Origin of the sequence: Labrys wisconsinensis, from assembly GCF_030814995.1 — a bacterium.
GTDB classification, from domain to species: Bacteria; Pseudomonadota; Alphaproteobacteria; order Rhizobiales; family Labraceae; genus Labrys; species Labrys wisconsinensis.
The window spans coordinates 124,047-150,225 of the sequence record NZ_JAUSVX010000002.1 but is presented as its reverse complement, the minus strand read 5'-3'; the positions used below and the strand labels follow the sequence as shown (position 1 = coordinate 150,225).

Here is a 26,179-nt window from a genome sequence, read left to right as displayed (position 1 = left end):
CTCCCTCAGCGGTAGGTCACGGCCTTGGCCGCCTGGACCACATCGGCGACGCTGGGCAGGGCCAGCTTCTCCAGGTTGGCGGCGTAGGGCATCGGCACGTCCTTGCCCGAGACGCGCGCGACCGGCGCGTCGAGATAGTCGAAGGCGTTCTCCATGATCCGGGCGGAGATCTCGGCGCCGACGCCGGACTGCTGCCAGCCCTCCTCCACCACGACGCAGCGCCCGGTCTTCTGCACCGAGGCGACGATGGTGGCGGTGTCGAGCGGGCGCAGGGTGCGCAGGTCGATCACCTCCGCCTCGATGCCCTCGGCCGCCAGGGCCTCGGCGGCCTTGAGGGCATAGCTCATGCCGATCGACCAGGTGACCAGGGTGACGTCCTTGCCCGGCCTGGCGACCTTGGCCTTGCCGATCGGCACGATGAAGTCGTCGAGCCTGGGCACCGGATTGGAGTGCCCGTAGAGGATCTCGTTCTCCAGGAAGATCACCGGGTTGGGATCGCGGATGGCTGATTTGAGCAGCCCCTTGGCATCGGCCGCCGAATAGGGCGCCACGACCTTGAGGCCGGGGATGTGCGAATACCAGGCGCTGTAGTCCTGGCTGTGCTGGGCGGCGACGCGGGCCGCCGCCCCGTTGGGGCCGCGGAACACGATCGAGCAGCCCATCTGGCCGCCCGACATGTAAAGCGTCTTGGCGGCGGAGTTGATGATCTGGTCGATCGCCTGCATGGCGAAGTTGAAGGTCATGAACTCGACGATCGGCTTCAGGCCGCTGAGCGCCGCGCCGGTGGCCAGGCCCGCGAAGCCGTGCTCGGTGATCGGCGTGTCGACGACGCGCCGGGCGCCGAACTCCTGCAGCAGGCCCTGCGTCACCTTGTAGGCGCCCTGATACTCCGCCACCTCCTCACCGATGACGAAGACGTCGCCGTCGCGGCGCATCTCCTCGGCCATGGCGTCGCGCAGCGCCTCGCGCACCGTGATCGTCACCATCTCGGTGCCGGCCGGGACCTCGCCGGCGGCGTCATGGGCCACGGCTGCGGCGGGCGGCGCCGAAGGCGCGGCCTCGGCCGGCCTGGCGACGGCAGGCGCCGCGGGTGTGGCCTCCACCGCGGGCTTGGCGGCGGGCTCGGCCGCCGGCGCGCTTTCGCCCTCGCCCTGGATGAAGGCGATCTTGGTGTTGACGGCGACGTTGTCGGTGCCTTCGGCCACCAGGATCTGCGACAGCACGCCCTCGTCGACCGCCTCCACCTCCATGGTGGCCTTGTCGGTCTCGATCTCGGCGATGACGTCGCCGGACTTGATGGTGTCGCCCTCCTTTTTCAGCCATCTGGAGAGCTTGCCCTGCTCCATGGTCGGCGACAGGGCGGGCATCAGAACGTCGGGCATGGGTGCCTCGGTCGGGAGATCTGGAAACGGTCGGAAAGGTGGGGGCCGGGGCTCGGCCGGAACGGTTCGGCGGCGGATCCGGCGGCCGGCGGCACCCTGCGCCGCGGCGGCCGGATCGTGCCGGGCCGGCTCAGCGCAGGATGTCGGTCCACAGCTCGGCTGCGTCGGGCTCGGGATCGTTGGTGGCGAAGTCGGCGGCCTCGTTGACGATCTCGCGGATCTCGGCGTCGACCTTCTTGAGCTCGTCCTCCTTGAGGTCGTGCTCGCCAAGGAGCCGGGCGCGGCTCTGCTCGATCGGATCGTGCTCGGTGCGCATCTTCTGCACCTCGTCCTTCGAGCGGTACTTGGCGGGATCCGACATGGAGTGGCCGCGATAGCGGTAGGTCAGCATCTCCAGGATATAGGGGCCCTTGCCGGAGCGGGCATAGTCGATGGCGCGCAGGCCCGCCTCGTGGACCGCGCGCACGTCCATGCCGTCGACCTGCTCGCCGGGAATGTTGAAGGAGAGGCCCCGCCTGGAGAAATCGGTCTGCGCCGAGGCCCGGTTCACCGAGGTGCCCATGGCGTATTTGTTGTTCTCGATGACGTAGACGACCGGCAGCTTCCACAAGGCCGCCATGTTGAAGCTCTCGTAGACCTGGCCCTGGTTGGCGGCGCCGTCGCCGAAATAGGTCAGCGATACCTTGCCGTCGCCGCGATAGGCATTGGCGAAGGCGAGCCCGGTGCCGAGGGAGACCTGGGCGCCGACGATGCCGTGGCCGCCGAAAAAGGCCTTCTCCATCGAGAACATGTGCATGGAGCCACCCTTGCCGCGGGAATAGCCGCCGCGCCGGCCGGTCAGCTCGGCCATGACGCCGCGCGCATCCATGCCGGTCGCCAGCATGTGGCCGTGGTCGCGATAGCCGGTGATCACCTGGTCGCCCTGGCGGGCCGCCATCTGCAGGCCGACCACCACCGCCTCCTGGCCGATATAGAGGTGGCAGAAGCCGCCGATCAGGCCCATGCCGTACATCTGGCCGGCCTTCTCCTCGAAGCGGCGGATCAGCAGCATCTCGCGATAGGCCGACTGCTCCTGCGCCTTGCTCCAGTCGCCCGTGGCGGGCCTGGCGGACCTCGCGGGCTTGGTGGCTCTGGACGCCGCGGCTTTCGCGGTCTTGACGGGGGTGGCGACGGCCTTCGCGGCAGTGGCTGCCATGGGTCCTCCGGTTGGGATGAACGCTCGATGGCGAAACAGCTAGCGCATCCCATTGGGAAAAGCGAGGGGTGCAGCCCTCATGTTGCAACGCAACATATTGATACCGCTATCAAATCTGTCATGAACTCGATTTTGGTTATTCTGACCGAATCAACCAGAATGCGGTTGACGTACGAATCGGAAAATTGGCGTGACCGATCAAGCGCTTGCCGAGCGCCGGGCGCGTGCCGCCCGTGGCCTGGGCGCGCCCTGCCTAGTTTCGGGGCAGGAGCACCACGACGTCGTTGGGATGGACCATGCCGAGCAGGTTGCGCGCCTTGTCCTCGAGGACGTCGGGATCGAGCGCGTCGTTCTTGAGGAGGGCGACGCGGCGCTCCAGCGCCGTGCGCTTGGCCCGCAGGTCGGCGAGCTGGGCGGAGAGGTCGCGCTTCTGGTCGTCGTACTGGCGCTGGGCCATGATGCCGTGATCGCCGTTGACGGCGTGGAAGCCGAAATAGGCGATCGAGGCGCCCGCCAGGATCAAGAGGACGAGCTGGCGGAAGAAGGCGCGGATACGGGTGCGGACGACCATGCCGGCAGCCTAGGCCGGGATGGTTGATTTTGTGTTGACCGGCCTATGCTGCATTGCAGCAAAAGGGCGTCCAGACCGGCATGCGCCCGAGGCAGAGCCGGCATGCAGGCCGTGCCGGAACGGCACGGCCTGCGCAGTCGCAGGGGTCTCAGGCCAGCGCCTTCAGGGCGCCGCGGCCGGCATAGAGAGCCTGGGTGCCCAGGGCCTCCTCGATGCGCAGGAGCTGGTTGTACTTGGCCGTGCGGTCGGAGCGGGCGAGCGAGCCGGTCTTGATCTGCCCGCAATTGGTGGCGACCGCGAGGTCGGCGATGGTCGAATCCTCGGTCTCGCCCGAGCGATGCGACATCACCGCGCGATAGCCGGCCTTGTGCGCCATCTCCACCGCCGCCAGCGTCTCGGTCAGCGTGCCGATCTGGTTGACCTTGACCAGGATGGCGTTGCCGAGGCCCTGCTTGATGCCCTGCGACAGGCGCGTGGTGTTGGTGACGAACAGGTCGTCGCCGACGAGCTGGCAGGTCTTGCCGATCTTCTCGGTGAGCAGCGCCCAGCCCTCGAAATCGTCCTCGGACATGCCGTCCTCGATCGACACGATCGGGTAGTCCGCCGCCAGGCCGGCGAGATAGGCGACCTGGGTCTTGATGTCGCGCTTCTGGCCTTCGCCGCTGTAGTCGTAGATGCCGTCCTTGAAGAACTCGGTCGCGGCGCAGTCGAGGCCGAGCATCACGTCCTCGCCCGGCTTGTAGCCGGCCTTCTCGATCGCGGTCATGACGAAGTCGAGCGCCGCCTTGGCCGAGGGCAGGTTGGGGGCAAAGCCGCCTTCGTCGCCGACATTGGTGTTGTGGCCGGCGTCCTTGAGGGCCTTCTTCAGGGTGTGGAAGATTTCGGCGCCCGTGCGCAGCGCCTCGGCGAAGCTGGTCGCGCCGACCGGCAGCACCATGAATTCCTGGAAGTCGATCGGGTTGTCGGCATGCACGCCGCCATTGACGATGTTCATCATCGGCACCGGCAGCAGGCGGGCGGCCGGGCCGCCGACATATTTCCACAGCGGCAGGCCGGACGACTGCGCCGCCGCCTTGGCCACCGCCAGCGACACGCCGAGGATGGCGTTGGCGCCCAGGCGCGACTTGTTCGGCGTGCCGTCGAGATCGATCATGGTCTGGTCGATCTGCACCTGGTCCTCGGCATCGAGGCCGCCGATGGCGTCGTAGATCTCGCCGTTGACCGCCTGCACCGCCTTCTCGACGCCCTTGCCGAGATAGCGCTTGCCGCCGTCGCGCAGCTCCACCGCCTCATGGGCGCCGGTCGAGGCGCCGGAGGGCACGGCGGCACGGCCGAAGGCGCCGTCCTCCAGATGCACGTCGACTTCCACGGTGGGATTGCCGCGGCTGTCGAGGATTTCGCGCGCGGTGATGTCGGTGATGGCGGTCATGGGCTGGCCCTTCTGCGGTCGGCTGGGGTTCGCTGGGCTCATAGCCGAAGCGCGCCGGGGGCGAAAGGTCTTATGAGCGGCGCGAGGCGGGGTGCGACGAACGGCGGTCGAGGCCAAGGCACCGGCCCGCGCCGCTCACGTCGGAACCACCTCCTGCCCGATCGGCCAGAGCGCGAGCCCCGCCAGCTTCAGGTGAGCCCAGGCGAACGGCAGCCCGATGATGGTGATGGCCAGGCAAATGGCAGTGAGGAGATGGGCGAGGGCGAGCCACCATCCGGCCAGGACCAGCCAGATGAGATTGCCGATCAGGCCGAGCGGGCCCGTTCCGATATCAGACCGGCCCAGGCGGGCGCGTGGAACCACCGTGTAGCCGAACGGCAGCAGGGTGTAGATCGCAATCGTCACCGCGGCCCGTGCCCAGGGCAGCCCGACGATGGTGATGGCCATGATGACGGCGGCAAGGAGCCAGCCAGCTCCCATCCAGACGCCGCCGAACAGGAGCCACAGCACGTTCAGGAACAGACTGACGGGTCGCATCGGAGCCTCTGCATGCCACCAGGCCGGCCGCCCCCTGGCCACTGCCGGACTATAGGGACGTTCTTCGCAGTGTCACCCCGCGCGTGCGGCGATCGTCTCCCCCTATCCGCGAGCTCGCGCAGCCGGAACGCGCCCACGGCGAACCGGCCCGCTGCGGTCATCGGACGGGAAACGGCGCTGCGGCGCACCCGAGCCGGCGCCTCGGCGGCCCTATGGGCGCCGTGCCGGCATGAGGCGCGTGCGCACCTCCTCGACCGCCGCCTCGCGCTCCGGCGTCACGCCGCCGGCAGCGGCTGCGACACGTTCGAGCAAGGTGACGAGCTGCGCCCGCTCCTCCGGCGCCAGCGCCTTGTCGAGGAGCGGCGCGACCTCGCGGAACAGCACGCCGAAGCTCGGCGTGTTGCGGGCGACGAAGCCGGCGAAGACGCGCTTTTCCGCAAAGTTCGGGCCATAGCCGAACACGTCCCGCGCCGCCTCGTCGATCACCGTCTCGGCCGCCGGCAGCAGCGAGCCGCCGATCGAGCCGAACTTGATCATCAGCGCCAGCGCCGCGTCGCGCGCGTCCACCAGCGTGTTGGCCGCAGCGCGCTCGCGCGCCTCCTGGCTCAGGCGAAGGCGCTTGTCCCGACGCTTCGCGTCGAAATGGGCGCGGAGCCAGTCGAGCCCGTCGAGACGAAAGAACCAGTAGAGCCCCCAGCCGAGCAGGCCGGTGATCAGCGTGATGATGATCGGCATTGCAGTCCCCCAAAGAATCCGGTCGCGCCGCAGAAGAGACCGGATTGTCGCCCAGCGACGTGACAGGACGCACATCGCACGGCATGACTATGCACCGGGGGTTGCAAGCCAAGCAGGTTCTCTCGAACCTGCTCACACTTGACAGTCTGAGCAGCATTGATTTTGCATGAAAAATGCAAAATCAAGTCGTGGCTGAAGCCACGAGAAGCTGCTTAGGGAAGCCGAGGCAGCCATGACCGCCATTCTCCGGCACTTCGACAGGCAGGCGGCGGCCTGCCGCGAGCTCGGCTCGCCCTTCACCGGGCGGCTCGCCGCGCTGCACCCGCTCTATCTCGACCGATCGACCGCCGTCGGCGACCGGATCCTCGACTGGGCGGGCGATCCGCAGGCCGATATCCCGTCGGTGCGCCTGTTCGGCGGCCTGCACGCGCTGGTACTCGCCGGCGACGATGCGGACCTGGCGCGCGCCTACCCCCCGCACGCCGCCACCGACGAGCAGCTGGGGGGCGCCGTCCGCGCTGCCCTCGTCCGGCACGAGGCGGCGCTGATGCAGGCCCTCGACGGCCCGCCGCAGACCAACGAGGCCGCCCGCTCGGCCATGCTGCTGCCGGGCTTCCTGACGTTGGCGGGCGAGGTCGGCCGGCCCTTCGACATCCTCGAGCTCGGGGCGAGCGCCGGCGTCAACCTCGGCTGGGACGCCTATCGCTACAGCCTTGGCGGCCGGGACTGGGGCCCGGCCGATGCCGCGCTGCGGATCGCGGTCGAGGCGCAGGGCCTGCCGGATTTCGGCGGCCGCGCCGTCGCAGTGATCCGCCGCCGTGCCTGCGACCGCGCCCCCCTCGACCCGCGCCGCCCGGCCGAGCGGCTGCGCCTCATGTCCTATGTCTGGGCCGACCAGGCCGCCCGGCTCGCGCGGCTGGCGACGGCCCTCGACGAGGTCATCCGGCGGGACATCCGCGTGGAGCGAGCCGATGCCGCCGACTTCGCCGAGGCCCGCCTGGCCGAGCCGCCGCTGCCCGGCGCGCTGCGCGTCGTGGTGCACACCATCGTCTGGCAATATCTCCAGCCGGCGATCCGCCGGCGAATCGAGGCGGCGATCCTGCGCGCGGCCGCGGCCGGACCGGTCGCCTGGCTGCGGCTGGAGCCGGACGGCCGGACGCCCGACGCGGGTCTGCACTTGACCGCGCTGCTCGACGGGCCCACCTCACGGCGAGATCGGCTGCTCGCCCGCGCCGATTTCCATGGCCGCTGGATCAACTGGTGCGGCTGAAAGACGAGACATGGCCTCCTTCGACGCTTCCACCCTGCAGCTCGGCCACGAGACCCGCATTCCCGCCTCGCCCGACGAGGCCCGCCTCGACCGCGTGCCCAACCCGCAGGCCGACACGCTCTATCTCGCGCGCTTCACCTGCCCGGAGTTCACCTCGCTCTGCCCGGTGACCGGCCAGCCCGACTTCGCCCATCTCGTCATCGACTATGCGCCCAATGGCTGGCTGGTGGAATCCAAGTCGCTGAAGCTCTATCTCACCAGCTTCCGCAACCACGGCGCCTTCCACGAGGACTGCACGGTGGCGGTCGGCCGCCGCCTCGCCGAGCTGCTCGAGCCGCACTGGCTCCGGATCGGCGGCTACTGGTATCCGCGCGGCGGCATCCCGATCGACGTGTTCTGGCAGACCGGCCCGGCGCCCGAGGGCCTGTGGATCCCCGACCAGGGGGTCGCCACCTATCGCGGCCGCGGCTGACGCGGTGTCCGCCAATCCCTACTACAGCGGTCCGCGGTCGGACCATTTCGACGGCGAACGCTTCTTCAGCCCCGACGGCGCGCCGATGGACCGCGGCATCGGCGACCTCCTGCGCTGGCGCTTCGCCGGCCGGCACGCGCCCTGGTCGAAGCAGCTGCCCGCCGAGCCACCGGACCGGCCACCGGCCCGCGCCGCCGGGCTGCGCATCGCCCATGTCGGCCATGCCAGCCTGCTGCTCCAGGCGGACGGCCTCAACATCCTGCTCGATCCCGTCTGGTCGGAACGGGTCAGCCCGTTTCGCTTTGCCGGTCCGAAACGGCACGACCCGCCGGGCATCGCCTTCGCCGATCTGCCGCCGATCGACGTGGTGCTGATCACGCACAGCCATTACGACCATCTCGACCTCGACACGATCGCACGGCTCTGGCGCGCCCACCGGCCGCGCATCCTCGCCCCGCTCGGCAATGACGCGGTCATCCGCCGCCGCCATCCCGCCATCGAGGTCACGACGCGGGACTGGGGCGAGGCCGTCGAGCTCGGCGGGCGCGTCGCGGCGACGCTGGTGCCGGCCAACCACTGGTCGGCCCGCAGCCTCGGGGATCGGCGCATGGCGCTGTGGTGCGGCTATGTCCTCGAAACGCCGGCCGGCCGCATCTACCTCGCCGGCGACAGCGGCTACGGCACCGGCGCGGTCTTCCGCGGCATCCGCGAGCGCCACGGCGCCCCGCGCCTCGCCGTCCTGCCGATCGGCGCCTTCGAGCCGCGCTGGTTCATGCAGCCCCAGCACATGAACCCGGCCGAGGCGGTGCAGGCGATGCGCGACTGCGGCGCCGAGACGGCGCTCGGCTATCACTGGGGCACGTTCCGCCTCACCGACGAGGCGCGCGAGGAGCCGCCGCGCCAGCTCGAGGCCGCCCTGCAGGCCGCCGGCATCGCGCCCGAGCGCTTCCGCCCGCTGCGGCCGGGCATGGTCTGGACGGCCTGAGTTCAGGCCCCCTTGGCGAGGTCGTCGAAACACCTCAGCCGGCGAAGCAAGGCTTCCAGCTCGCGCAGCGGCACCATGTTCGGCCCGTCCGAGGGCGCGTTGTCCGGATCCTGGTGGGTCTCGATGAACACCGCCGCGACGCCGACCGCCACCGCCGCCCGGGCCAGCACCGGCACGAATTCGCGCTGGCCGCCGGAGGACGAGCCCTTGCCGCCGGGCTGCTGCACGGAATGGGTGGCGTCGAACACGACAGGCGCGCCGGTGGTCTCGGCCATGATCGGCAGGGCCCGCATGTCGGAGACCAGGGTGTTATAGCCGAAGGAGGCGCCGCGCTCGGTGACCAGCACGTTGGGATTGCCGGCATCGGTGATCTTGGCCACCACATTGGCCATGTCCCAGGGCGCCAGGAACTGGCCCTTCTTGACATTGACCGTCCGGCCCGTGCGGGCGGCCGCCACGAGCAGGTCGGTCTGCCGGCACAGGAAGGCCGGGATCTGCAGCACGTCGACGGCCTCGGCCACCGCGGCGCACTGGTCGATCTCGTGCACGTCGGTCAGCGTCGCCAGGCCGAGGCTGTCGCGCACCTCGGCGAAGACCGGCAGCGCCTTGGCGAGCCCGAGCCCGCGCGCCCCGCTCGAGGAGGTGCGGTTGGCCTTGTCGAAGGAGGTCTTGTAGATCAGGCCGAGGCCGACCCGCGCCGCGATCTCCTTGATGGCGCTCGCCATCTCCAGGGCGTGCGCCCGGCTCTCCATCTGGCAGGGGCCCGCGATCAACGTCAGCGGCAGGGTGTTGCCGATGCGGATGTCGCCGATGGAGACCACGGAGTTGGGGGACATCGTTCTTTCCTGGTGCGAGAGAGGGCCGGTTTCGTCGCTCCCTGATAGCCCCTCGCGCCCCTGCGCGCCACCCGCAGCGCTTTTCCGGCGCTCAGCGCGCCCGCGGCTCCTCGATCACCAGAGCCGCGCCGAAATTGTCGGCCGCGGCGACGGCAAGATGCTTCCTGTGCCGGACATGCGGAATCGCTGCGGCCTCCAGCCGCGCGGCCATGGCCTCGACCGGGGCCTGCACCTTGAAGGCGACGAGGCGCGGCGTGGCGCCCGGGCCGGGATCGAGCCCGGTCACGTCGCGGAAACAGGCCGGCGTCATTGCCTCGAGGGTGCCGCGCGGCGTGGCGATGGCGATGTTGCGCGCCCCGACGCAGATGGGCGGGGCGCCCGAGAAGGCTTCGAGGAAGCCGAGCGGCCCGCGAGCGTCCTCCGTCAGCATCACCACGCCGCCGAGCCCCGCCGCGCCGTTGGGGTGCTGCTGGAAGGCCGGGTTCCAGAAGTTCTGCGGCTCGTGCTGCTGGCAGACGAAGAAGCCGGCCGCCGGGATGGCCGGGCTCTGCGCGAAGGCGAGGCTGAAGGCGACGCGCACCCGGGTGCCGTCCGGCCGCTCGGCGGTGCGCTCGAAGAAGAAGGGCTCGCCGCCGTCGATGCCGGCGGCGGCGAAGGCCGCCCGGTCGGCGGCGGCATCGCGCGATTCCAGCACCAGCATGGCAAAGCCCTCGCCGCGTCCGGCGAGGAAGTCTCGGATGAAGCCGAGGAAGCGCGGCGCCGCCGGATCAATCGTTGCCGGCGCACGGCGCAGGTCCTCGCCGAGCGCGATCAGCTCCAGGAAGGCGCCGGGAAACTGCACGATGCGGTTCTCCGTGCCCCAGGGATGGCGGTTGCGCGCCCCGACCTGGAAGCCGAGGGCGGCGTAATGCGCGCCGGCCGCGTCGAGGTCGTGCACGGGAAGGACGAGGTGGTCGATGCCGCGGGGCTCGGTCAAGGCGGGGCTCGCTCGAATTGCCGGTCTGGCGGCAGGGATCGGCCCTGCCCCGGCGCCTGTCAAGGCCGCGGGCCGGTATAGGTCGCCCGCGGCCGGATCAGGCCGCCGCTTTCGCGCTGCTCCAGGGCCTGGGCGATCCAGCCGACCGAGCGGCCGAGGGCGAACAGGCCGAAGGCCGCGCCCTCCGGCAGGCCGAGCGCCCGGCGCAGCGCCACCAGCGCGAAGTCGAGCGAGGGCCGGCGGCCGGTGAGGTCGAACACCGCCGCGACGAGCGCGTCGAGGCCGGGCAGGCGGTGCCGGACCCCGTCGAGGATGGCGGCCGCGCGGATATCGCCGGCGGGATAGAGCGGATGGCCGAAGCCGGCGATGTCGCCGCCGCCGGCCAGCAGGCCGCGCAGCGCCGGCATCGGATCGGCCGCGCCCTCGAAGCCGCGCCATTGCGCCTCGACGCGGACGGTCATGCCGCCGTGGCGCGGGCCGGAGAGGGCGGCGAGGCCGCCGATGATGGCGGCATGCAGGCCGGCGCCGGTCGAGGCGATGCAGCGGGCGGTGAAGCCGGACGCATTGAGCTCGTGGTCGGCACAGAGCACCAGCGCCATGCGCACGAGATCCGCCCCGGCCTCGTCGAGCCGCCAGGACTCGGCGCATTGCCGGTGCAGCGCCGCCGCCGAGGGCGGCCGCCCGAGCATGGCGGCGAGCAAGAGCCGCACCAGCGCCCCGCTGCCGGCGGCGAGGCGGGCGCGGTCCTGCTGCCAGGTCGTGTCGTCCTCTTCCACCGCCAGCGCAAAGCGTGCCAGCAGCCCGGCGCGGAAGGCCGGACCGGGATGGCGGCCGACGAGGTCGAGGAAGGCCGGCGCGGCGGGCGGCGGCGTCGGCGCAAAGGCCTCCGCGCCCGGCAAGTGCCAGAGCAGCGGCGCCACCGTCTCCAACGTGCCGGCGCGGGCGAGGGCCAGCGCATCCTCGCCGCGATAGTAGAGGCGTCCGTCCTCGATCAGGGTGATGCCGGATTCCAGCACCGGCAAGCCCCAGTCGAGCGTGGTGCGGGCGATCTCCTGCGGCCGGCGGCCGCGATGCCGGCTGGCGGCGAACTGCTCGATCGCCTCGGCGGAATAGCACCGCTCGCGCTGGTCCGTGCCGGGCAGCGCGGCGATCAGCCCGCGGCTGACATAGGCATAGAGGGTCTGGCGCGTCACGCCGAGACGCCGCGCCGCCTCCTCGGAGGAAAGGGAGGCGCTCAAGGAGCAGCGCCGAAAGATTGATTCATGTAATCAATATTGACGATATGTCGATCGGGCCGTCAAGCTCTCCGCGAACCCACCCGGAGAGCCCCGATGCCTGCAGCCGCTTCGCACCCAGCCACGCCGGACGAGGAAGCCGCCGTCCGCGCCCTGCTCGCCGAGATCTGGACGGCGCTCGGCGGCAGCGCCGCGGCGCCCGGCCGCCTGCAGCTGACCGGCAATGGCGACCTGCCCTCCGTCTTCGCGGTGAGCGACCTGGCCGCCGCCGCGGTCGGAGCGGCGGGCCTGGCCCTGTCCGAGCTCGTCGCCGCCGCAGGCGGGCCGGCGCCGGCGGTCGCGGTCGACCGGCGTCTCGCCTCGTTCTGGTTCGCGAGCTCGGTGCGCCCGCAGGGCTGGTCCGTGCCGCCGCCCTGGGACCCCATCGCCGGCGACTACCGCGCCGCCGACGGCTGGATCCGCCTGCACACCAACGCGCCGGCGCATCGCCAGGCCGCCCTCGCCGTGCTCGGCGTCGCCGGCGAGAAGGAGGAGGTGACGCGCGCCGTGGCCGGCTGGCCAGCCGCGGCCCTGGAGAGGGCGGTGGTCGAAGCCGGCGGCTGCGCGGCCGAGATGCGTTCGCTCGAGGCCTGGGCCGCGCACGAGCAGGGCCGCCATGTCGCCGCCGAGGCGCTGGTCGCGATCGAGGAAAGAGACGAGGCCCCTGCCCTCGCCCGGCCGGTCGACCCGGCGCGGCCGCTCGCCGGCATCCGCGTGCTCGACCTCACCCGCGTCCTCGCCGGCCCGGTGGCGACGCGGCTCCTCGCCGGCTATGGCGCCGAGGTGCTGCGCATCGACCCGCCCGGCTGGGACGAGCCGGCCCTGGCTCCGGAAGTGCTGCTCGGCAAGCGGACGGCGCGGCTCGACCTCGCCCGGCCCGAGGATCATGCGCTGTTCCTGCGCCTCATGGGCGAGGCCGACATCCTCGTCCACGGCTATCGCCCCTCGGCGCTGGAGGGGCTCGGCTTCGGCGAGGCGGTGCGGCGCCGGGTCCGGCCCGGATTGATCGACATCTGCCTCGACGCCTATGGCTGGAGCGGCCCGTGGCGGGAGCGGCGCGGCTTCGACAGCCTGGTGCAGATGAGCGCCGGCATCGCCGAGGCCGGCATGCGCCGCCTCGGCAAGGAGCGGCCGACGCCCCTGCCCGTCCAGGCCCTCGACCATGCCACCGGCTACCTCATGGCCGCCGCCGCGGTGCTCGGCCTCGCGCGGCGGCTCGCCACCGGCCGCGGCAGGCGGGCGCGGGCTTCGCTTGCCGCCACGGCCGCCCTGCTCGCCCGCCATCCCCTCGCCCGCCCCGCCAAGCCCCTGGCCACCGAGACGCCGGACGACCTCGACGGCGCGGTCGAGGCGACCGGCTGGGGACCGGCGCAGCGCCTCAGAGCGCCCCTCGCCGTTGCCGGCGCCTCGGCCGTCTGGCCGCAGCCAGCCATGCCGATCGGGTCGCATCAGGCGGTGTGGATCGGGGGATCATCCTGACAGGCGGCTTCGTGCTCCGGCTGGAATTGCCGAGGCGCTTCGACGAGGCGATCGAGCGAGGCATCTGCTTCGCACCCGGCGACGTCTTCCCGGCCAGCCGCTGGGGCGCGCCGAGCCGGCATCGCTCACGGCGCGCCTGCCAGCGCATGGGAGGCAGCGGCGCGCAGGGCAGCCATGGCCGCGAGATAGGGCCCGGGTCCGTGGCTGACCCGGGCGACACCTGCCGTCGCCAACCGTTCCAGCGAGGGCGAGCGCTCGCCGACCATCACGTTGATGGGCAACGGCACGGCTGCGCACACCCGCGCGATCAACGCCTCGTCGACCAGGCCGGGGACGAAGATGCCGTCGGCTCCCGCGTCGGCATAGGCTCGTGCGCGCTCGATCGCCGTGTCGGCCATCGCCTCGTCATGGGCGGCCACCTGAAAGAAGATGTCGGTGCGCGCGTTGATGAAGAAACCTGGACACTTGGCATCTGCCGCGCGCCGGGCCGCTGCAATCCTCTCGGCTTGCATGGCGAGCGGCCGCATCGAGCCGTCCGCGGGAAAACTGTCCTCCAGGTTGCATCCGATCACGCCCGTCGCCGCGACGCGGGCGATCGTGCCCGCGACCTCCTCGGACGAAACGCCGTAGCCGCTCTCGATATCGAGCGAGACGGGCAGCCCGGTCGCCTCGACGATGCGGCGTGCATTGTCCAGCACCAGCGAGATCGGCACTTTTTCGCCGTCGGCGAAGCCATTGGCAGCAGCAACCGACCAGCTGCCGGTCGCGAGCGCCGACGCGCCGGCCTCCCCGACCGCCTTGGCGCTGCCGGCGTCCCAGATGTTGAACAGGACGAACGGCTCTGCTCGACGATGCAACGACCTGAACGTCGCAGCCTTGCCTTCTTGATCGCGCATCGATTCGCTCCCCATTCGAGTTGACGACATCCCGGCCCAACAGCCGCCTTTGCGAGGCGGTCGCCATGACCGGTAAGGTCTCCGATCATGCCTCGCGTGATGCCCCGGCATTTGCTTTTGGCGCATGTCGGCGGCGCAGGCTGTCGAATTCTTTAGCGACCAACAAGGGGGCAGCCTGCTTTTGGCCTGAGGCCTGTCAGCCGGAGAAGCGCTCCACGCCGTAGGTCGCGGGGTCCAGCGCAATGGCAAGGCCCTGCCAGCCGGCTTCGCCGGCCCGCCACCGCGCCCGGTTGGCGCTCGCCGTCTCGCGGAAGAGCCGCAGCGCCGCACGGTCGTCGAGACCGGCGGTGTCGAGATCGAGATGCTCGGCCAGCAGCGTGCGCCGGAGGGCGCGGACCACGGCCGCATCCCAGATCGCCGCGTTCATCTCGCCATGGCCGTCGAGCGAATAGCCGTGGAGGTTGCACGAGCCGATGGTCGCCCAGGCATCGTCGACCAGCATGATCTTGTCGTGGACATAGACCGGGCAGCGGTTGCCGCCAGCGTTCGGCCCGGCGATCCCGGCGAGCCGGGCCCGCCCGGCGAGCCCGGCGAGCAGGAAGTTGCAGCGCTGCCCCAGCGCCTCGATCCCGGCGAAGAACGCCCGACGGGCCGGGTCATGGCGGACGGCGCGCACGGATTCTTCCGGCTCGGTCGGCACGAGGAGGACCACCTCCACGCCGCGATCGAGCGCCGCCGCCAGCGCGGCCGCGATCTCCGGCACGGGCAAGGCCTGATTCTCGACATAGATGGTGCGGCGGGCGGCGGCGATCGCGAGCTGGTACTGCGCCAGGACGGTGCGCTCGCCGGCGGCGATGTCCCACGGCTCGCCGCCCGGGCTGGCATGGCCGTCGCCGTAACGACCGGCCGGGATCTGGCGCTGGATCTGCACCAGGCTGGTGCCGCACGGCGCGCCGGGCCGCTCGGGAAAGGCGAGGTCGCTGTCGTTCGGTCCCCACCGGCCGTCGGCGGCGTCACGCTCGCTCGCCTCGTTCCAGCGCTGGACGAAATTGTGGTGGACGTCGCAGGCGCAGGGGCCGGCGATCTCGACATAGACGTCGTGGCGCTCGTTCTCCCCGGCATGGCCGGGCTCGAAGGCGGCGAAGGTCGGGTTGATGCCGCCGACGAAGGCGGTCTCGCCGGGCTTCCCCGCATCGATCAGCCAGCTCTTCTGGTGCTGGCAATAGGGGCCGGCCGCCCGGTCCCAGCGGATGGAGAAGCCCGAGCCACGGCGCACCAGCAGCGCGCGATCCTCGGCCGAGCCCGGGAAGGTGCGGCCATAGCCGCTGCTCTGAGGGTTGGGACGCCAGAACAGGCCGCGGACGTCGAGGCCGCGTCCGGCGGCCCGGTCGAGCAGGTCGAACAACGTGCCCTGCCCGTCCGGCATGACGAAATCCGGGTCGAGAAAGGTCGCGGTCACGAAGACGCTGTGGCGGGCGGCCGCGATTGCCGCGCCGATGCGGCGGAAGGTCGGCCCGCTGTCGACGAGCGGCCGCACCAGGTTCCCCGCCCGCACGGGATAGGAGCCGGCGGGAGAGGGAATGGCCTGGTCCGACGGCGTGGGTCCGGCCTGCATGGATGCCGCGCTCCGAGAAGGGCGGACCATGCGAGCCACCGCCGCGCGATTCGGACAAGGGCGGCTCCGTCGGCCGCCCCGCCGGTCGGTCAGTAGCCGACGGTGAAGCGCCGGCGGCGATGGGCGGGCTTCTCGATCTCGTCGACCAGGGCGATGGCATAGTCGGCGTAGGAGATGCTGCTCTTGCCGTCGGCCGTGGCGAGGAGCTGGTCGCCGCCGAGGCGGAACTTGCCCGTGCGCTCGCCGATGAAGAACAGCGCCGACGGCGACAGGAAGGTCCAGTCGAGCGCCGGCTCGGCGCGCAAGGCGTCGAGGAAGGCGGCGCCGCGCGAGGCCTCGGTCTTGTAGATCGCGGGGAATTCCGGCGTGTCGATCAGGCGCACGCCCGGCGCCACCTCCAGGCTGCCGGCGCCGCCGACCACGAGATAGCGCTTGGCGCCCGACGCCTTGACCGCCCCGATCAGGGTCTGCGGGTCGCTGTCGCTGAACATGACCGCGGTCACGACCGCGTCATGGCCCTCGAGAAGCGCGGCGAGCGCGGCGCCGTCCTTGACGTCCCCGGCCTTGGCGGTGACGCCCGGCAGATCGGCGATCTTCTCGGGGTGGCGGGCGATGCCCGTGACCGTGTGCCCGCGGCGAACCAGCTCCGCGACGATTTCCGAACCGGCGCGGCCCGAAGCTCCGACCACTGCGACCTTCATGAGGATGTCCTCCATCAGTTTCCAATGGTGACCAGTTGTCGAATCCGCACTAGGATGTAAAGAGAGCACCTTCAAGTGAGCAGGTCACCGCCATGAAACTGGGCCCCGCCGACGCCAAGCGCCCCAATCCCTATGACGCGCAATGTCCGACGCGGCAGATCCTCGACCGCATCGGCGACAAATGGGCGGTGCTGGTGCTGGGGCGGCTGGCCGAGGGGCCGGTGCGCTTCAATCAGCTCCGGCGCGAGATCGAGGGCATCTCGCAGAAGATGCTGTCGCAGACGCTGCGCGAATTGGAGCGCGACGGGCTGATCCACCGCGCCGCCTTCGCCACCGTGCCGGTGACGGTGGAATATTCGATCGCCCCGCTCGGGCAGACCCTGGTCGCCCCGATCGAGGCGCTGAGCCGCTGGGCCGAAACCCATATGGCGGACGTGATCGCAGCGCGCCTGCGCTACGACAGGGCGCTGCAGGCGGCGTGACGGAGCGGGACGACCCGCTGCCTCAAACCAGCCGGCTCTGCTCGACCGCCGCGGCGATGAAGCTGGAGAACAGCGGGTGCGGCTCGAAGGGCCGCGACTTCAATTCGGGATGGTACTGCACGCCGATGAACCAGGGATGGTCGGCATATTCGATCGTCTCCGGCAGCAGGCCGTCCGGCGACAGGCCGCAGATCACCATGCCCGCCTTCTCCAGCTGCGCCCGGTAGGCCATGTTGACCTCGTAGCGGTGGCGGTGGCGCTCGGAGATGGTGGTGGCGCCGTAGATCTCCGCGATCTTCGAGCCGCGCTTCAGCGTCGCCGGGAAGGCGCCGAGCCGCATGGTGCCCCCGAGGTCGCCGCCGGCGGCGCGCTGCTCCAGCTGGTTGCCGCTCATCCATTCCGTCATCAGGCCGACGATCGGCTCGGGCGTCGGCCCGAACTCGGTCGAATTGGCCTCCGGAACGCCGCCGAGCGAGCGGGCCGCCTCGATGACGGCCATCTGCATGCCGAAGCAGATGCCGAAATACGGCACCTTGCGCTCGCGCGCGAAGGTTGCCGCCTTGATCTTGCCCTCCGCACCGCGCTGGCCGAAGCCGCCGGGCACGAGGATGCCGTGGACATGCTCCAGATGCGGCGCCGGATCGGCCGTCTCGAAGATCTCGCTCTCGATCCAGTCGAGATTGACCTTGACCCCGTTGGCGATGCCGCCATGGGTCAGCGCCTCCATCAGCGACTTGTAGGCGTCCTTGAGGCCGGTGTACTTGCCGACGATGGCGATCGTCACCTCGCCTTCGGGATTGTGGACCGTGCGCGAGATCCGCTGCCAGCGCGAGAGGTCCGGGCTGGGCACGCCCTCGATGCCGAAGGCGGCGAGCACCTCGCCGTCCAGCCCCTCGCGGTGATAGGCGACCGGCACGTCGTAGATCGAGGCGACGTCGCGGGCCTCGATCACTGCGCTCTCGCGCACGTTGCAGAACAGCGCCAGCTTGCGCCGCTCCTCCGCCGGCACGGCCCGGTCGGTGCGGCACAGCAGGATGTCGGGCTGGATGCCGATCGAGCGCAGCTCCGCCACCGAATGCTGGGTCGGCTTGGTCTTGAGCTCGCCCGCCGAGGGAATGAACGGCAGCAGCGTCAGGTGGACATAGACGCAGCCCCCGCGCGGCAGCTCGTTCTTGATCTGGCGGATCGCCTCGAAGAAGGGCAGGCCCTCGATGTCGCCGACCGTGCCGCCGATCTCGACCAGCACGAAGTCGAAGCCCTCGTTGCCGGTCAGCACGAAGTCCTTGATGGCGTTGGTGACGTGCGGGATCACCTGGATGGTGGCGCCGAGATAGTCGCCGCGCCGCTCCTTGGCGATGATCTCCGAATAGATCCGCCCGGTGGTGATGTTGTCCTTCTTGGTCGCCGGCACGCCGGTGAAGCGCTCGTAATGGCCGAGGTCGAGGTCGGTCTCGGCGCCGTCATCGGTAACGAACACCTCGCCGTGCTGGTACGGGCTCATCGTGCCCGGATCGACGTTGAGATAGGGGTCGAGCTTGCGCAGGCGCACCTTGTAGCCGCGCGCCTGCAGCAGCGCCCCGAGCGCGGCGGATGCGAGACCTTTGCCGAGAGAGGAGACCACGCCGCCGGTGATGAAAATATACCGCGTCATGGGTCTCCATCCTAACCAATCACAAAACGATTCGGAGGCCCCGTCGCGCGACAGGGCCTGAACTTTGCACAAACGAGGAACAAGCGGGCCGCCGCGGCCCGCCGCGGCTTACTTCGACTGCGGGACCTGCGGACCCGTCGGGGCCGCCGGCGGCGCAGGCTGGGCCGGCTGCTGCGGGCCCTTGAGCTGGTCGAGGATCGTGCCCTGCGGCGGGGCGGACTGGCCGGCGGGCGCCGGCTGCTGCGGCACGCTGTTGATCAGCGAGGTCGAGCTGCCGCCATAGCCGGCCAGGATCGACAGGAGCAGGCTGGTCAGGAAGAACAGGCCGGCGAGTATGGCCGTGGTGCGGGTGAGCAGGTTGGCCTGCCCGCGCCCCGTCATGAAGCCGCCGCTGCCGCCGCCGATGCCGAGCCCTCCCCCTTCCGAGCGCTGGAGAAGCACAACCACGACGAGCGCCAGCACCACCATCAGGTGGATGACGATAAGGACGGTCTGCATGAAAAGAAATGTCCGAAGCGAAACTCGCCGGGGTCTCTACACGATACGGCGACGCATTTCCACCCTGTCGCGGGCCGGCGGCGCCGTCCGGCGGGAATTCCGCGCCGCGCCCATGGGCGCGGGCCCGGAAATCCCGCACGATCTCGAAGCCTCGCCCAGGGCTCGCGGGCCTGCGAGCCCTGCCGGGATCACTTGGCGTCGGCGGCCAGGCGCATCTTGAGGATCTTGTCCGGATTCTGCACCGGCTCGCCGCGCTTGATCTTGTCGACGGCCTCCATGCCCGAGACCACCTGGCCGAACACCGTGTACTGGCCGTTCAGGAAGGAGCCGTCGGCGAACATGATGAAGAACTGGCTGTTGGCCGAGTTCGGGTCCTGCGAGCGCGCCATGCCGAGTGTGCCGCGCACGAACGGCTCCTTGGAGAATTCGGCCGGCAGGTCCGGCAGGTCCGAGCCGCCGGTGCCGGTGCCGGTGGGATCGCCGGTCTGGGCCATGAAGCCGTCGATCACCCGATGGAATACGATGCCGTCGTAGAAGTGGCGCTTCACCAGCGCCTTGATCCGCTCGACATGCTTGGGCGCGAGGTCGGGCCGCAGCTTGATGACGACGCGGCCGTACTTGGTGTCGAGATAGACCGTGTTCTGCGGGTCGAGCTGCGCGGCGGATGCGGAATGGCCGGCCAGCGCGAGCGAGAGCGCCAGGGCGGCGGCGGAAAGGATGCGAAGCACGGGATGTCTCCTCGGGCCGCTGGGGGCCCACCATGGATGACCAGATCCTAGGACCTGGGGAAGCGCGATTTCAGGCGGCGCAGCACGCCGGCGGGCACGAAGCCCGAGACGTCGCCGCCCATGGCGGCGATCTGGCGCACGAGCGTGGCGGTGATGGGGCGGACGATCGGCGAGGACGGCAGGAACACCGTCTGGATCTCCGGCGCCAGCGCCGCGTTCATGCCGGCCATCTGCATCTCGTAGTCGAGGTCGGTGCCGTCGCGCAGGCCCCGGATCAGCAGGCTGGCGCCGACGCGGCGGGCGGCATCGACCGCGAGGTCGGCGAAGGTGATGACCTCGAGCGCCGTCCGTCCGGTCACCGGCCCGCAATCCTCGCGGATCATCTCGGCCCGCTCCTCGGCGGAGAACAGCGGCGTCTTGCCGGCATGCACGCCGATCGCCACCACCAGGCGGTCGGCGACGGCGCAGGCGTGGCGGATCACGTCGACATGGCCATTGGTCAGCGGATCGAAGGAACCGGCATAGAAGGCGGTACGGGAGGCGTTCATCGCGACGCTTTCGTCATGGAACAGGGGTTACAGGCCCGGCCGGCGCGGCGCAAGCCGGGGCGCGCGCAGGCGATCCGCCGGGCACGGCACGGCGCGCGTTCCGCATGGAACATATCCCCGCCCACGGCGTTTGTTATCAAGTCGTTACCGGCCCAACCGATGTGTGCCAAAAGACACAGTCAAGCTCACGAAAGTTTGAGAATGAACAGATCGGAAACAGTGTAACATCTCGTCCAAATTGAAGAAGTCGTCAGGGAGACGAAAAATATGAGACCCCGTCGTTCCGTTTTGGCGGTCGGTGGTGGGTTGTTCGTTCTGGCCGCGGCCTCGCTTCTCGACATGGCCAAGGTCCCCACCCCGGTCGCGGCCGCCCGCGGCGATCGCCTCGACGTGGCGGAAGCCGCGTCCCGCTGCAGCCTCGGCTCGCTGATGGCCGCGTGCGCCACGGCGCCGATGGATGACGTCGAACGGGCCAAGGCCCGTACCGGCGCGCTGATCCAGGTTTTCGAAAAGCCCGGCGAGACCATCCTGGTCCGCGTCAGGCTGGGAGACTAATTGACGCAGGCATGGAACTTTTCGCGGCCTCGCGCGTAGTTCCGCCGATCTCCAAGATCCCGGGCCCCCACGCAGTCTGACCCCAAGCCCGGCACTCCAAGCGCGGCGCCGCAAGGCGACCGCGCTTTTTTCTTTCTTGAACGAGCCGCGGCGCCGCAAGGCGACCGGGCTTTTTTCTTGACAGGCCGCCGACTCACTCCGTCGCCGGCTCGTCCTCCTCGCCGTCGTCGCTGATGCGCTCGACCGAGACCACGCGCTCGCCCTCGGCGGTGTTGAAGACGATCACGCCCTGCGAGCCGCGGCTGACGACGCGGATGCCTTCCACCGGGCAGCGGATCAGCTGGCCGCCGTCGGTGACCAGCATGATCTGGTCGGAGGGCTCCACCGGCCAGGACGAGACCAGCGGTCCGTTGCGCTCGTTCACCGCCATGGCGACGATGCCCTTGCCGCCGCGTCCGGTGATCCGGTACTCGAAGGCCGAGGTGCGCTTGCCGTAGCCGTTCTCCGAGACGGTGAGGATGAACTGCTCGGCCGCCGAGAGCTCGGCATAGCGCTCGGTCGAGATCTCGACCGGGCCCGCGGCCTCCTCCTCGCCATTCTCCGCTTCGCCGCTCTCCGCCTCGCCCAGCACCGCCCGGCGCATGCGGAAATAGGTGGCGCGCTCCTCCGGCGTGATCTCCATGTGGCGGATCACCGCCATGGAGATGATGGTGTCGCCCTCCTCCAGGCGGATGCCGCGCACGCCCATGGAATCGCGGCCCTTGAACACCCGCACCTCGCCGACGGGGAAGCGGATGCACTGGCCCTCGGCCGTGGTCAGCACGATGTCGTCGCTCTCGGTGCAGATGGAGACGTCGCAGATCTGCTCGCCTTCCTCCAGCTTCATGGCGATCTTGCCGGCGCGGTTGACCTGCACGAAGTCGGACAGGTCGTTGCGCCGCACCGAGCCGGAGCTGGTGGCGAACATGATGTGCAGCGTCGACCAGGAGTTCTCGTCCTCCGGCAGCGGCATGATCGAGGTGATCCGCTCGTCGCCCTCGATCGGCAGGAGGTTGATCAGCGCCTTGCCGCGCCCCTGGGGCGTGGCCAGCGGCAGGCGCCAGACCTTCTCCTTGTAGACGCGCCCCTTGGAGGAGAAGAACAGCACCGGCGTGTGGGTGTTGGCCACGAACAGGCGGGTGACGAAATCCTCCTCGCGGGTCTGCATGCCGGCCCGGCCCTTGCCGCCGCGCCGCTGCGCCCGGTAGGTGGAGAGCGGCACGCGCTTGACGTAGCCGGCATGGCTGACCGTCACCACCATGTCCTCGCGCTGGATCAGATCCTCGTCCTCGAAATCGGCGTCGGAATCGAGGATCTGGGTCAGGCGCGGCGTCGCGTGCGCCGCCTTGATCGCCTCCAGCTCGCTGCGGACGATGCCCATGATCCGGGCGCGCGAGCGCAGGATGTCGAGATAGTCGCGGATCTGGTCGGCGAGCTTCTGCAGCTCCTCGCCGATCTCGTCGCGGCCCAGAGCCGTCAGGCGGGCGAGGCGCAGGTCGAGGATGGCGCGCGCCTGCGCTTCCGACAGGCGATAGGTGCCGTCCGGGTTCATCGGGTGCTTGGGATCGTCCACCAGCAGGATCAGCGGCGCGATGTCGCCGGTCGGCCAGTCGCGCCCCATCAGCGCCTCGCGCGCCACGTTCGGATCCGGGCTGGTGCGGATGATGCGGATCACCTCGTCGATATTGGCGACGGCGGTGGCGAGGCCGCACAGGATATGGGCGCGGTCGCGAGCCTTGTTGAGCAGGAACTTGGTGCGCCGCGAGATCACCTCCTCGCGGAAGTCGACGAAGGCGGTGATGAAGTCCTTGAGGTTGAGCACCTCCGGCTTGCCGCCGTTGAGCGCCACCATGTTGCAGCCGAAATTGGTCTGCAGCTGGGTGAAGCGGTAGAGCTGGTTCAGCACCACGTCGCCGACCGCGTCGCGCTTGAGCTCGATCACCAGGCGCATGCCCTTGCGGTCGGACTCGTCGCGCACGTCGGAGATGCCCTCGAGCCGCTTGTCGCGCACGAGCTCGGCGATGTTTTCCTGCAGCGTCGCCTTGTTGACCTGGTAGGGCAGCTCGGTGACGACGATGGCCTCGCGGTCCCGGCGGATCTCCTCCACCGCCGCCGTGGCGCGCATGATGATCGAGCCGCGGCCGGTCTGGTAGGCGGCGCGGATGCCGCTGCGCCCGATGATCTGGGCACCGGTGGGAAAGTCCGGCCCGGGGATGATCTCCGTCAATTCGTCGATGGTGATGCCGGGATTCTCGATATAGGCCAGGCACGCGTCGACGACTTCGCCGAGATTGTGCGGCGGGATGTTGGTGGCCATGCCGACCGCGATGCCGCCCGCCCCGTTGACCAGGAGGTTGGGGAACTGCGCCGGCAGGACGGTGGGCTCCTGCCTGGTGCCGTCGTAGTTGTCCTGGAAATCGACCGTGTCCTTGTCGATGTCGTCGATCAGCGCCACCGCCGCCTTGGACATGCGCGATTCGGTGTAGCGCATGGCCGCCGGCATGTCGCCGTCGACCGAGCCGAAATTGCCCTGCCCGTCGACCAGCATCAGCCGCATCGAGAAGAACTGCGCCATGCGCACCAGCGCAAAATAGATCGCCTGGTCGCCATGCGGGTGGTACTGACCCATGACGGCGCCGACGATGTTGGCGGACTTGACGTATTTCTTCTCGGGCGTGTGCCCGTTCTCGTACATGGAATAGATGATGCGCCGGTGCACCGGCTTCAGCCCGTCGCGGGCGTCCGGCAAGGCGCGGCTCACGATCACGCTCATGGCGTAGTCGAGATAGCTGCGGCGCATTTCGTCGGTGATGGAAACGGACCGGATCTCGGACGGCTCGCCGTCGCCCGGGCGCTTGTCGTTCTCGTCAGTCAATGCACGGCCTCTGACCGATTCTGGTGTGCCCTTCTAGACCATTCCGGCCGGCCGCACCATGTCCCCGCCGATGCTTTAGGTGGACATCTTCGGGTGATTTTTCAACGGATTACCCGATTTCCCGCCAGGCCCGGCCGCGATGCGGCCACGCCCGCCCGGAACCGGCGGCCGTACCGGCGGTGCCGAACCCGGCCGGCCCGGCCGCCGGTGCGTCCCGTTGCCGCGCGCCATGGCGCGCAAGCGCCTGCTGCAATAGAGTCGTGACAATACGCACAGTCTCCAATTCGAACTGTGTGAAAAATGCTATCCTACAACAGCAAAAGTCTCAGGCAGGGACTGCTTTTAATGTTGTGTTAACCATTCGTTAACGATTCAAGCCCAGCCTGTTAGCAACGGTAGATATACTGATCGCATTGGAGGTTCTCAATGAATACCAAGGCGGCGTCCGGCTTGGTCCAGTCAAGTATTGTTGATTCGATCGCTGTTTCATCACCGAAGAGTGCTGAAATATTCAACCTCTTCTCATCCGCCTATGAGCGGGAGAGACGAGAGTTCATGAGCCTCACGGATTACCTTGCGGGCTGCCGAGATAATCCCGGGATGTATGCAACGGCAGCCGAACGGATGGTCTCCGCCATCGGCGAACCGATCGTGCTCGATACCAGCACGGATCTGCGCCTGGGCCGGATCTTCCTGAACAGGACAATCAAGATCTATCCGACCATGACCGGCTTTTTCGGCATGGAGGACACGATCCAGCGCGTGGTCAGCTATTTCCAGCATGCGGCGCAGGGGCTGGAGGAGCGCAAGCAGATCCTCTACCTCCTCGGCCCGGTCGGCGGCGGCAAGTCCTCGCTGGCCGAGCGGCTGAAGCAGCTGATGGAGACGCAGCCGATCTACGTGCTGGCCGCCGGCAACGAGATCAGCCCGATCTTCGAATCGCCCCTCGGCCTGTTCAAGCCGGAGACGATGGGCGAGGTCCTGGAGAGCCATTACGGCATCGCCCGCCGCCGCCTGACCGGCATCTGCTCGCCCTGGGCCGCCAAGCGGCTCGACCAGTTCGACGGCGACATCTCCAAGTTCTCCGTGGTGCGGCTCTACCCCTCCAAGCTGCGCCAGATCAACGTCGCCAAGACCGAGCCGGGCGACGAGAACAACCAGGACATCTCCGCCCTGGTCGGCAAGATCGACATCCGCAAGCTCGAGCACTACGCCCAGAACGATCCGGACGCCTACAGCTATTCCGGCGGCCTCAACCGCACCACGCAGGGCCTGCTCGAGTTCGTCGAGATGTTCAAGGCGCCGATCAAGGTGCTGCACCCCCTGCTGACCGCGACGCAGGAGGGAAACTACGCCGGCACGGAGAATATCGGCGGCCTGCCCTTCCAGGGCATCGTCCTCGCCCATTCCAACGAATCGGAATGGGAGCAGTTCAAGAACAACAAGAACAACGAGGCCTTCCTCGACCGCATCTGCGTGGTCAAGGTCCCCTACTGCCTGCGCGTCAACGAGGAGGCGATGATCTACGCCAAGCTGCTGGAAGGCAGCGAGCTCAGCGACGCCCCCTGCGCGCCGGAGGTGCTGGAGATCCTCAGCCGCTTCTGCGTGCTCTCGCGCCTCAAGGAGCACCAGAACTCGCCGCTCTTCTCCAAGATGCGGGTCTACAACGGCGACAACCTGAAGGACACGGACCCGAAGGCCAAGTCGATCCAGGAATATCGCGAGGCGGCCGGCGTGTCCGAGGGCATGACCGGCATCTCGACGCGCTTCGCCTTCAAGGTGCTGTCCGAGACCTTCAACTACGACACCGAGGAGATCGCCGCCGACCCCGTGCACCTGATGTATGTGCTCGAGCAGGCGCTCAAGCGCGAGCAGTACCCCAAGGAGGTCGAGCAGCGCTATCTCGACTTCATCAAGTCGGCCCTGGCGCCGCGCTATGCCGAGTTCATCGGCCGCGAGATCCAGAAGGCCTATATCGAATCCTACAGCGAGTACGGCCAGAACCTGTTCGACCGCTACATCGCCTATGCCGACGCCTGGATCGAGGAGCAGGACTTCAAGGACGCCGACACCGGCCAGGTGTTCGACCGCCAGATCCTCGACGGCGAGCTCTCCAAGATCGAGAAGCCGGCCGGCATCGCCAATCCCAAGGACTTCCGCAACGAGATCGTCAAGTTCGCCCTGCGGGCCCGGGCGGGCAATCAGGGGCGCAACCCGTCCTGGACCAGCTACGAGAAGATCAGGGAGGTCATCGAGAAGCGCATGTTCAGCCAGGTCGAGGACCTTCTGCCGATCATCAGCTTCGGCACCAAGAAGGACTCGAAGACCGAGAAGCAGCACGCCGACTTCCTCAAGCGGATGATGACGCGCGGCTACACGGAACGGCAGGTCCGCCGGCTGGTTGAATGGTACATGCGGGTCAACAAGGCCGGGTGAAGGGCAGTGAGTAT

Annotated in this window: 24 protein-coding genes; 7 read left to right on the top strand and 17 right to left on the bottom strand. The window is 69.4% G+C overall.

From position 1 onward, the window contains the following. Positions 1–5: 5 nt before the first annotated feature. The 6 genes from QO011_RS07075 to QO011_RS07050 all read right to left on the bottom strand — a co-directional run bounded on the left by QO011_RS07075 (position 6) and on the right by QO011_RS07050 (position 5,849). A complete protein-coding gene (locus QO011_RS07075) occupies positions 6–1,382 on the bottom strand; it encodes a pyruvate dehydrogenase complex E1 component subunit beta (RefSeq protein WP_307269618.1) in 1,377 nt (458 codons plus the stop codon). 130 nt (positions 1,383–1,512) lie between these two features. Further along, a complete protein-coding gene (gene pdhA / locus QO011_RS07070; RefSeq protein WP_307269615.1) occupies positions 1,513–2,577 on the bottom strand; it encodes a pyruvate dehydrogenase (acetyl-transferring) E1 component subunit alpha in 1,065 nt (354 codons plus the stop codon). 253 nt (positions 2,578–2,830) lie between these two features. Then, entirely contained in the window at positions 2,831–3,148 is a 318-nt protein-coding gene (locus QO011_RS07065; RefSeq protein ID WP_307269613.1) for an FtsB family cell division protein, read from the bottom strand. A 148-nt stretch (positions 3,149–3,296) separates the two neighbouring features. Further along, complete coding sequence (eno, locus tag QO011_RS07060; protein WP_307269611.1) at positions 3,297–4,577, bottom strand: phosphopyruvate hydratase; 1,281 nt, start codon at positions 4,575–4,577, stop codon at positions 3,297–3,299. A 135-nt stretch (positions 4,578–4,712) separates the two neighbouring features. Beyond that, a complete protein-coding gene (locus tag QO011_RS07055) occupies positions 4,713–5,114 on the bottom strand; it encodes a YccF domain-containing protein (protein WP_307269609.1) in 402 nt (133 codons plus the stop codon). 210 nt (positions 5,115–5,324) lie between these two features. Beyond that, the gene (locus QO011_RS07050; RefSeq protein WP_307269607.1) at positions 5,325–5,849 is read right to left on the bottom strand and encodes a hypothetical protein; all 525 of its coding nucleotides are present in this window, start codon (positions 5,847–5,849) and stop codon (positions 5,325–5,327) included. Between the two features lie 232 nt (positions 5,850–6,081). Here QO011_RS07050 and QO011_RS07045 point away from each other — a divergent pair, with 232 nt between their 5' ends. Genes QO011_RS07045 through QO011_RS07035 form a run of 3 tightly spaced genes read left to right on the top strand, consistent with a single transcriptional unit; the run spans position 6,082 to position 8,576 of the window. Further along, complete coding sequence (locus QO011_RS07045) at positions 6,082–7,119, top strand: DUF2332 domain-containing protein (RefSeq protein WP_307269604.1); 1,038 nt, start codon at positions 6,082–6,084, stop codon at positions 7,117–7,119. Between the two features lie 10 nt (positions 7,120–7,129). Then, positions 7,130–7,591 (top strand): preQ(1) synthase, encoded by a 462-nt coding sequence (gene queF / locus QO011_RS07040; RefSeq protein WP_307269602.1) that lies wholly within the window; start codon positions 7,130–7,132, stop codon positions 7,589–7,591. A 4-nt stretch (positions 7,592–7,595) separates the two neighbouring features. Beyond that, entirely contained in the window at positions 7,596–8,576 is a 981-nt protein-coding gene (locus QO011_RS07035) for an MBL fold metallo-hydrolase (protein ID WP_307269599.1), read from the top strand. 2 nt (positions 8,577–8,578) lie between these two features. Here QO011_RS07035 and kdsA read toward each other — a convergent pair whose 3' ends face one another. The 3 genes from kdsA to QO011_RS07020 all read right to left on the bottom strand — a co-directional run bounded on the left by kdsA (position 8,579) and on the right by QO011_RS07020 (position 11,626). Then, complete coding sequence (kdsA, locus tag QO011_RS07030; protein WP_307269597.1) at positions 8,579–9,412, bottom strand: 3-deoxy-8-phosphooctulonate synthase; 834 nt, start codon at positions 9,410–9,412, stop codon at positions 8,579–8,581. Positions 9,413–9,503: 91 nt separating this feature from the next. Next, complete coding sequence (locus QO011_RS07025) at positions 9,504–10,388, bottom strand: VOC family protein (protein ID WP_307269595.1); 885 nt, start codon at positions 10,386–10,388, stop codon at positions 9,504–9,506. Positions 10,389–10,447: 59 nt separating this feature from the next. After that, positions 10,448–11,626: a citrate synthase family protein gene (locus QO011_RS07020; RefSeq protein WP_307269592.1), complete on the bottom strand. Its 1,179-nt coding sequence runs from the start codon at positions 11,624–11,626 to the stop codon at positions 10,448–10,450. A gap of 93 nt (positions 11,627–11,719) precedes the next feature. On the opposite strand from QO011_RS07020, the gene QO011_RS07015 reads away from it, so the two are divergent. Next, positions 11,720–13,141, top strand: a complete 1,422-nt coding sequence (locus QO011_RS07015) for a CoA transferase (RefSeq protein WP_307269590.1) — start codon at positions 11,720–11,722, stop codon at positions 13,139–13,141. 125 nt (positions 13,142–13,266) lie between these two features. On the opposite strand, the gene QO011_RS07010 is transcribed toward QO011_RS07015, so the two are convergent. The 3 genes from QO011_RS07010 to QO011_RS07000 all read right to left on the bottom strand — a co-directional run bounded on the left by QO011_RS07010 (position 13,267) and on the right by QO011_RS07000 (position 16,353). Next, positions 13,267–14,037 carry an isocitrate lyase/PEP mutase family protein gene (locus QO011_RS07010; RefSeq protein WP_307269588.1) on the bottom strand — a complete coding sequence of 257 codons (771 nt, stop codon included), beginning with the start codon at positions 14,035–14,037 and terminating at the stop codon, positions 13,267–13,269. Positions 14,038–14,233: 196 nt separating this feature from the next. Beyond that, positions 14,234–15,652, bottom strand: a complete 1,419-nt coding sequence (locus QO011_RS07005; RefSeq protein WP_307269586.1) for a phospholipase D-like domain-containing protein — start codon at positions 15,650–15,652, stop codon at positions 14,234–14,236. Positions 15,653–15,741: 89 nt separating this feature from the next. Further along, positions 15,742–16,353 carry an NAD(P)-dependent oxidoreductase gene (locus tag QO011_RS07000; RefSeq protein WP_307269584.1) on the bottom strand — a complete coding sequence of 204 codons (612 nt, stop codon included), beginning with the start codon at positions 16,351–16,353 and terminating at the stop codon, positions 15,742–15,744. A gap of 92 nt (positions 16,354–16,445) precedes the next feature. Between QO011_RS07000 and QO011_RS06995 the strand changes: the two genes are divergently transcribed. Then, a complete protein-coding gene (locus QO011_RS06995) occupies positions 16,446–16,835 on the top strand; it encodes a winged helix-turn-helix transcriptional regulator (protein ID WP_307269582.1) in 390 nt (129 codons plus the stop codon). A 22-nt stretch (positions 16,836–16,857) separates the two neighbouring features. On the opposite strand, the gene pyrG is transcribed toward QO011_RS06995, so the two are convergent. The 4 genes from pyrG to coaD form a co-directional block, all read right to left on the bottom strand. Continuing rightward, positions 16,858–18,486 (bottom strand): CTP synthase, encoded by a 1,629-nt coding sequence (gene pyrG, locus QO011_RS06990; protein WP_307269579.1) that lies wholly within the window; start codon positions 18,484–18,486, stop codon positions 16,858–16,860. Positions 18,487–18,594: 108 nt separating this feature from the next. Next, positions 18,595–18,984 carry a preprotein translocase subunit SecG gene (secG, locus tag QO011_RS06985; protein WP_307269576.1) on the bottom strand — a complete coding sequence of 130 codons (390 nt, stop codon included), beginning with the start codon at positions 18,982–18,984 and terminating at the stop codon, positions 18,595–18,597. Positions 18,985–19,172: 188 nt separating this feature from the next. Next, positions 19,173–19,712, bottom strand: a complete 540-nt coding sequence (locus tag QO011_RS06980; protein WP_307269573.1) for a peptidylprolyl isomerase — start codon at positions 19,710–19,712, stop codon at positions 19,173–19,175. Between the two features lie 47 nt (positions 19,713–19,759). Next, a complete protein-coding gene (gene coaD, locus QO011_RS06975) occupies positions 19,760–20,260 on the bottom strand; it encodes a pantetheine-phosphate adenylyltransferase (RefSeq protein WP_307269571.1) in 501 nt (166 codons plus the stop codon). Positions 20,261–20,527: 267 nt separating this feature from the next. On the opposite strand from coaD, the gene QO011_RS06970 reads away from it, so the two are divergent. Beyond that, complete coding sequence (locus QO011_RS06970; protein ID WP_307269568.1) at positions 20,528–20,815, top strand: hypothetical protein; 288 nt, start codon at positions 20,528–20,530, stop codon at positions 20,813–20,815. Positions 20,816–21,008: 193 nt separating this feature from the next. On the opposite strand, the gene gyrA is transcribed toward QO011_RS06970, so the two are convergent. Continuing rightward, a complete protein-coding gene (gene gyrA / locus QO011_RS06965; protein WP_307269566.1) occupies positions 21,009–23,729 on the bottom strand; it encodes a DNA gyrase subunit A in 2,721 nt (906 codons plus the stop codon). A gap of 477 nt (positions 23,730–24,206) precedes the next feature. Here gyrA and QO011_RS06960 point away from each other — a divergent pair, with 477 nt between their 5' ends. Continuing rightward, positions 24,207–26,165, top strand: coding sequence for a PrkA family serine protein kinase (locus QO011_RS06960; RefSeq protein ID WP_307270910.1), 1,959 nt, complete (start codon positions 24,207–24,209; stop codon positions 26,163–26,165). Positions 26,166–26,179: the final 14 nt, after the last annotated feature.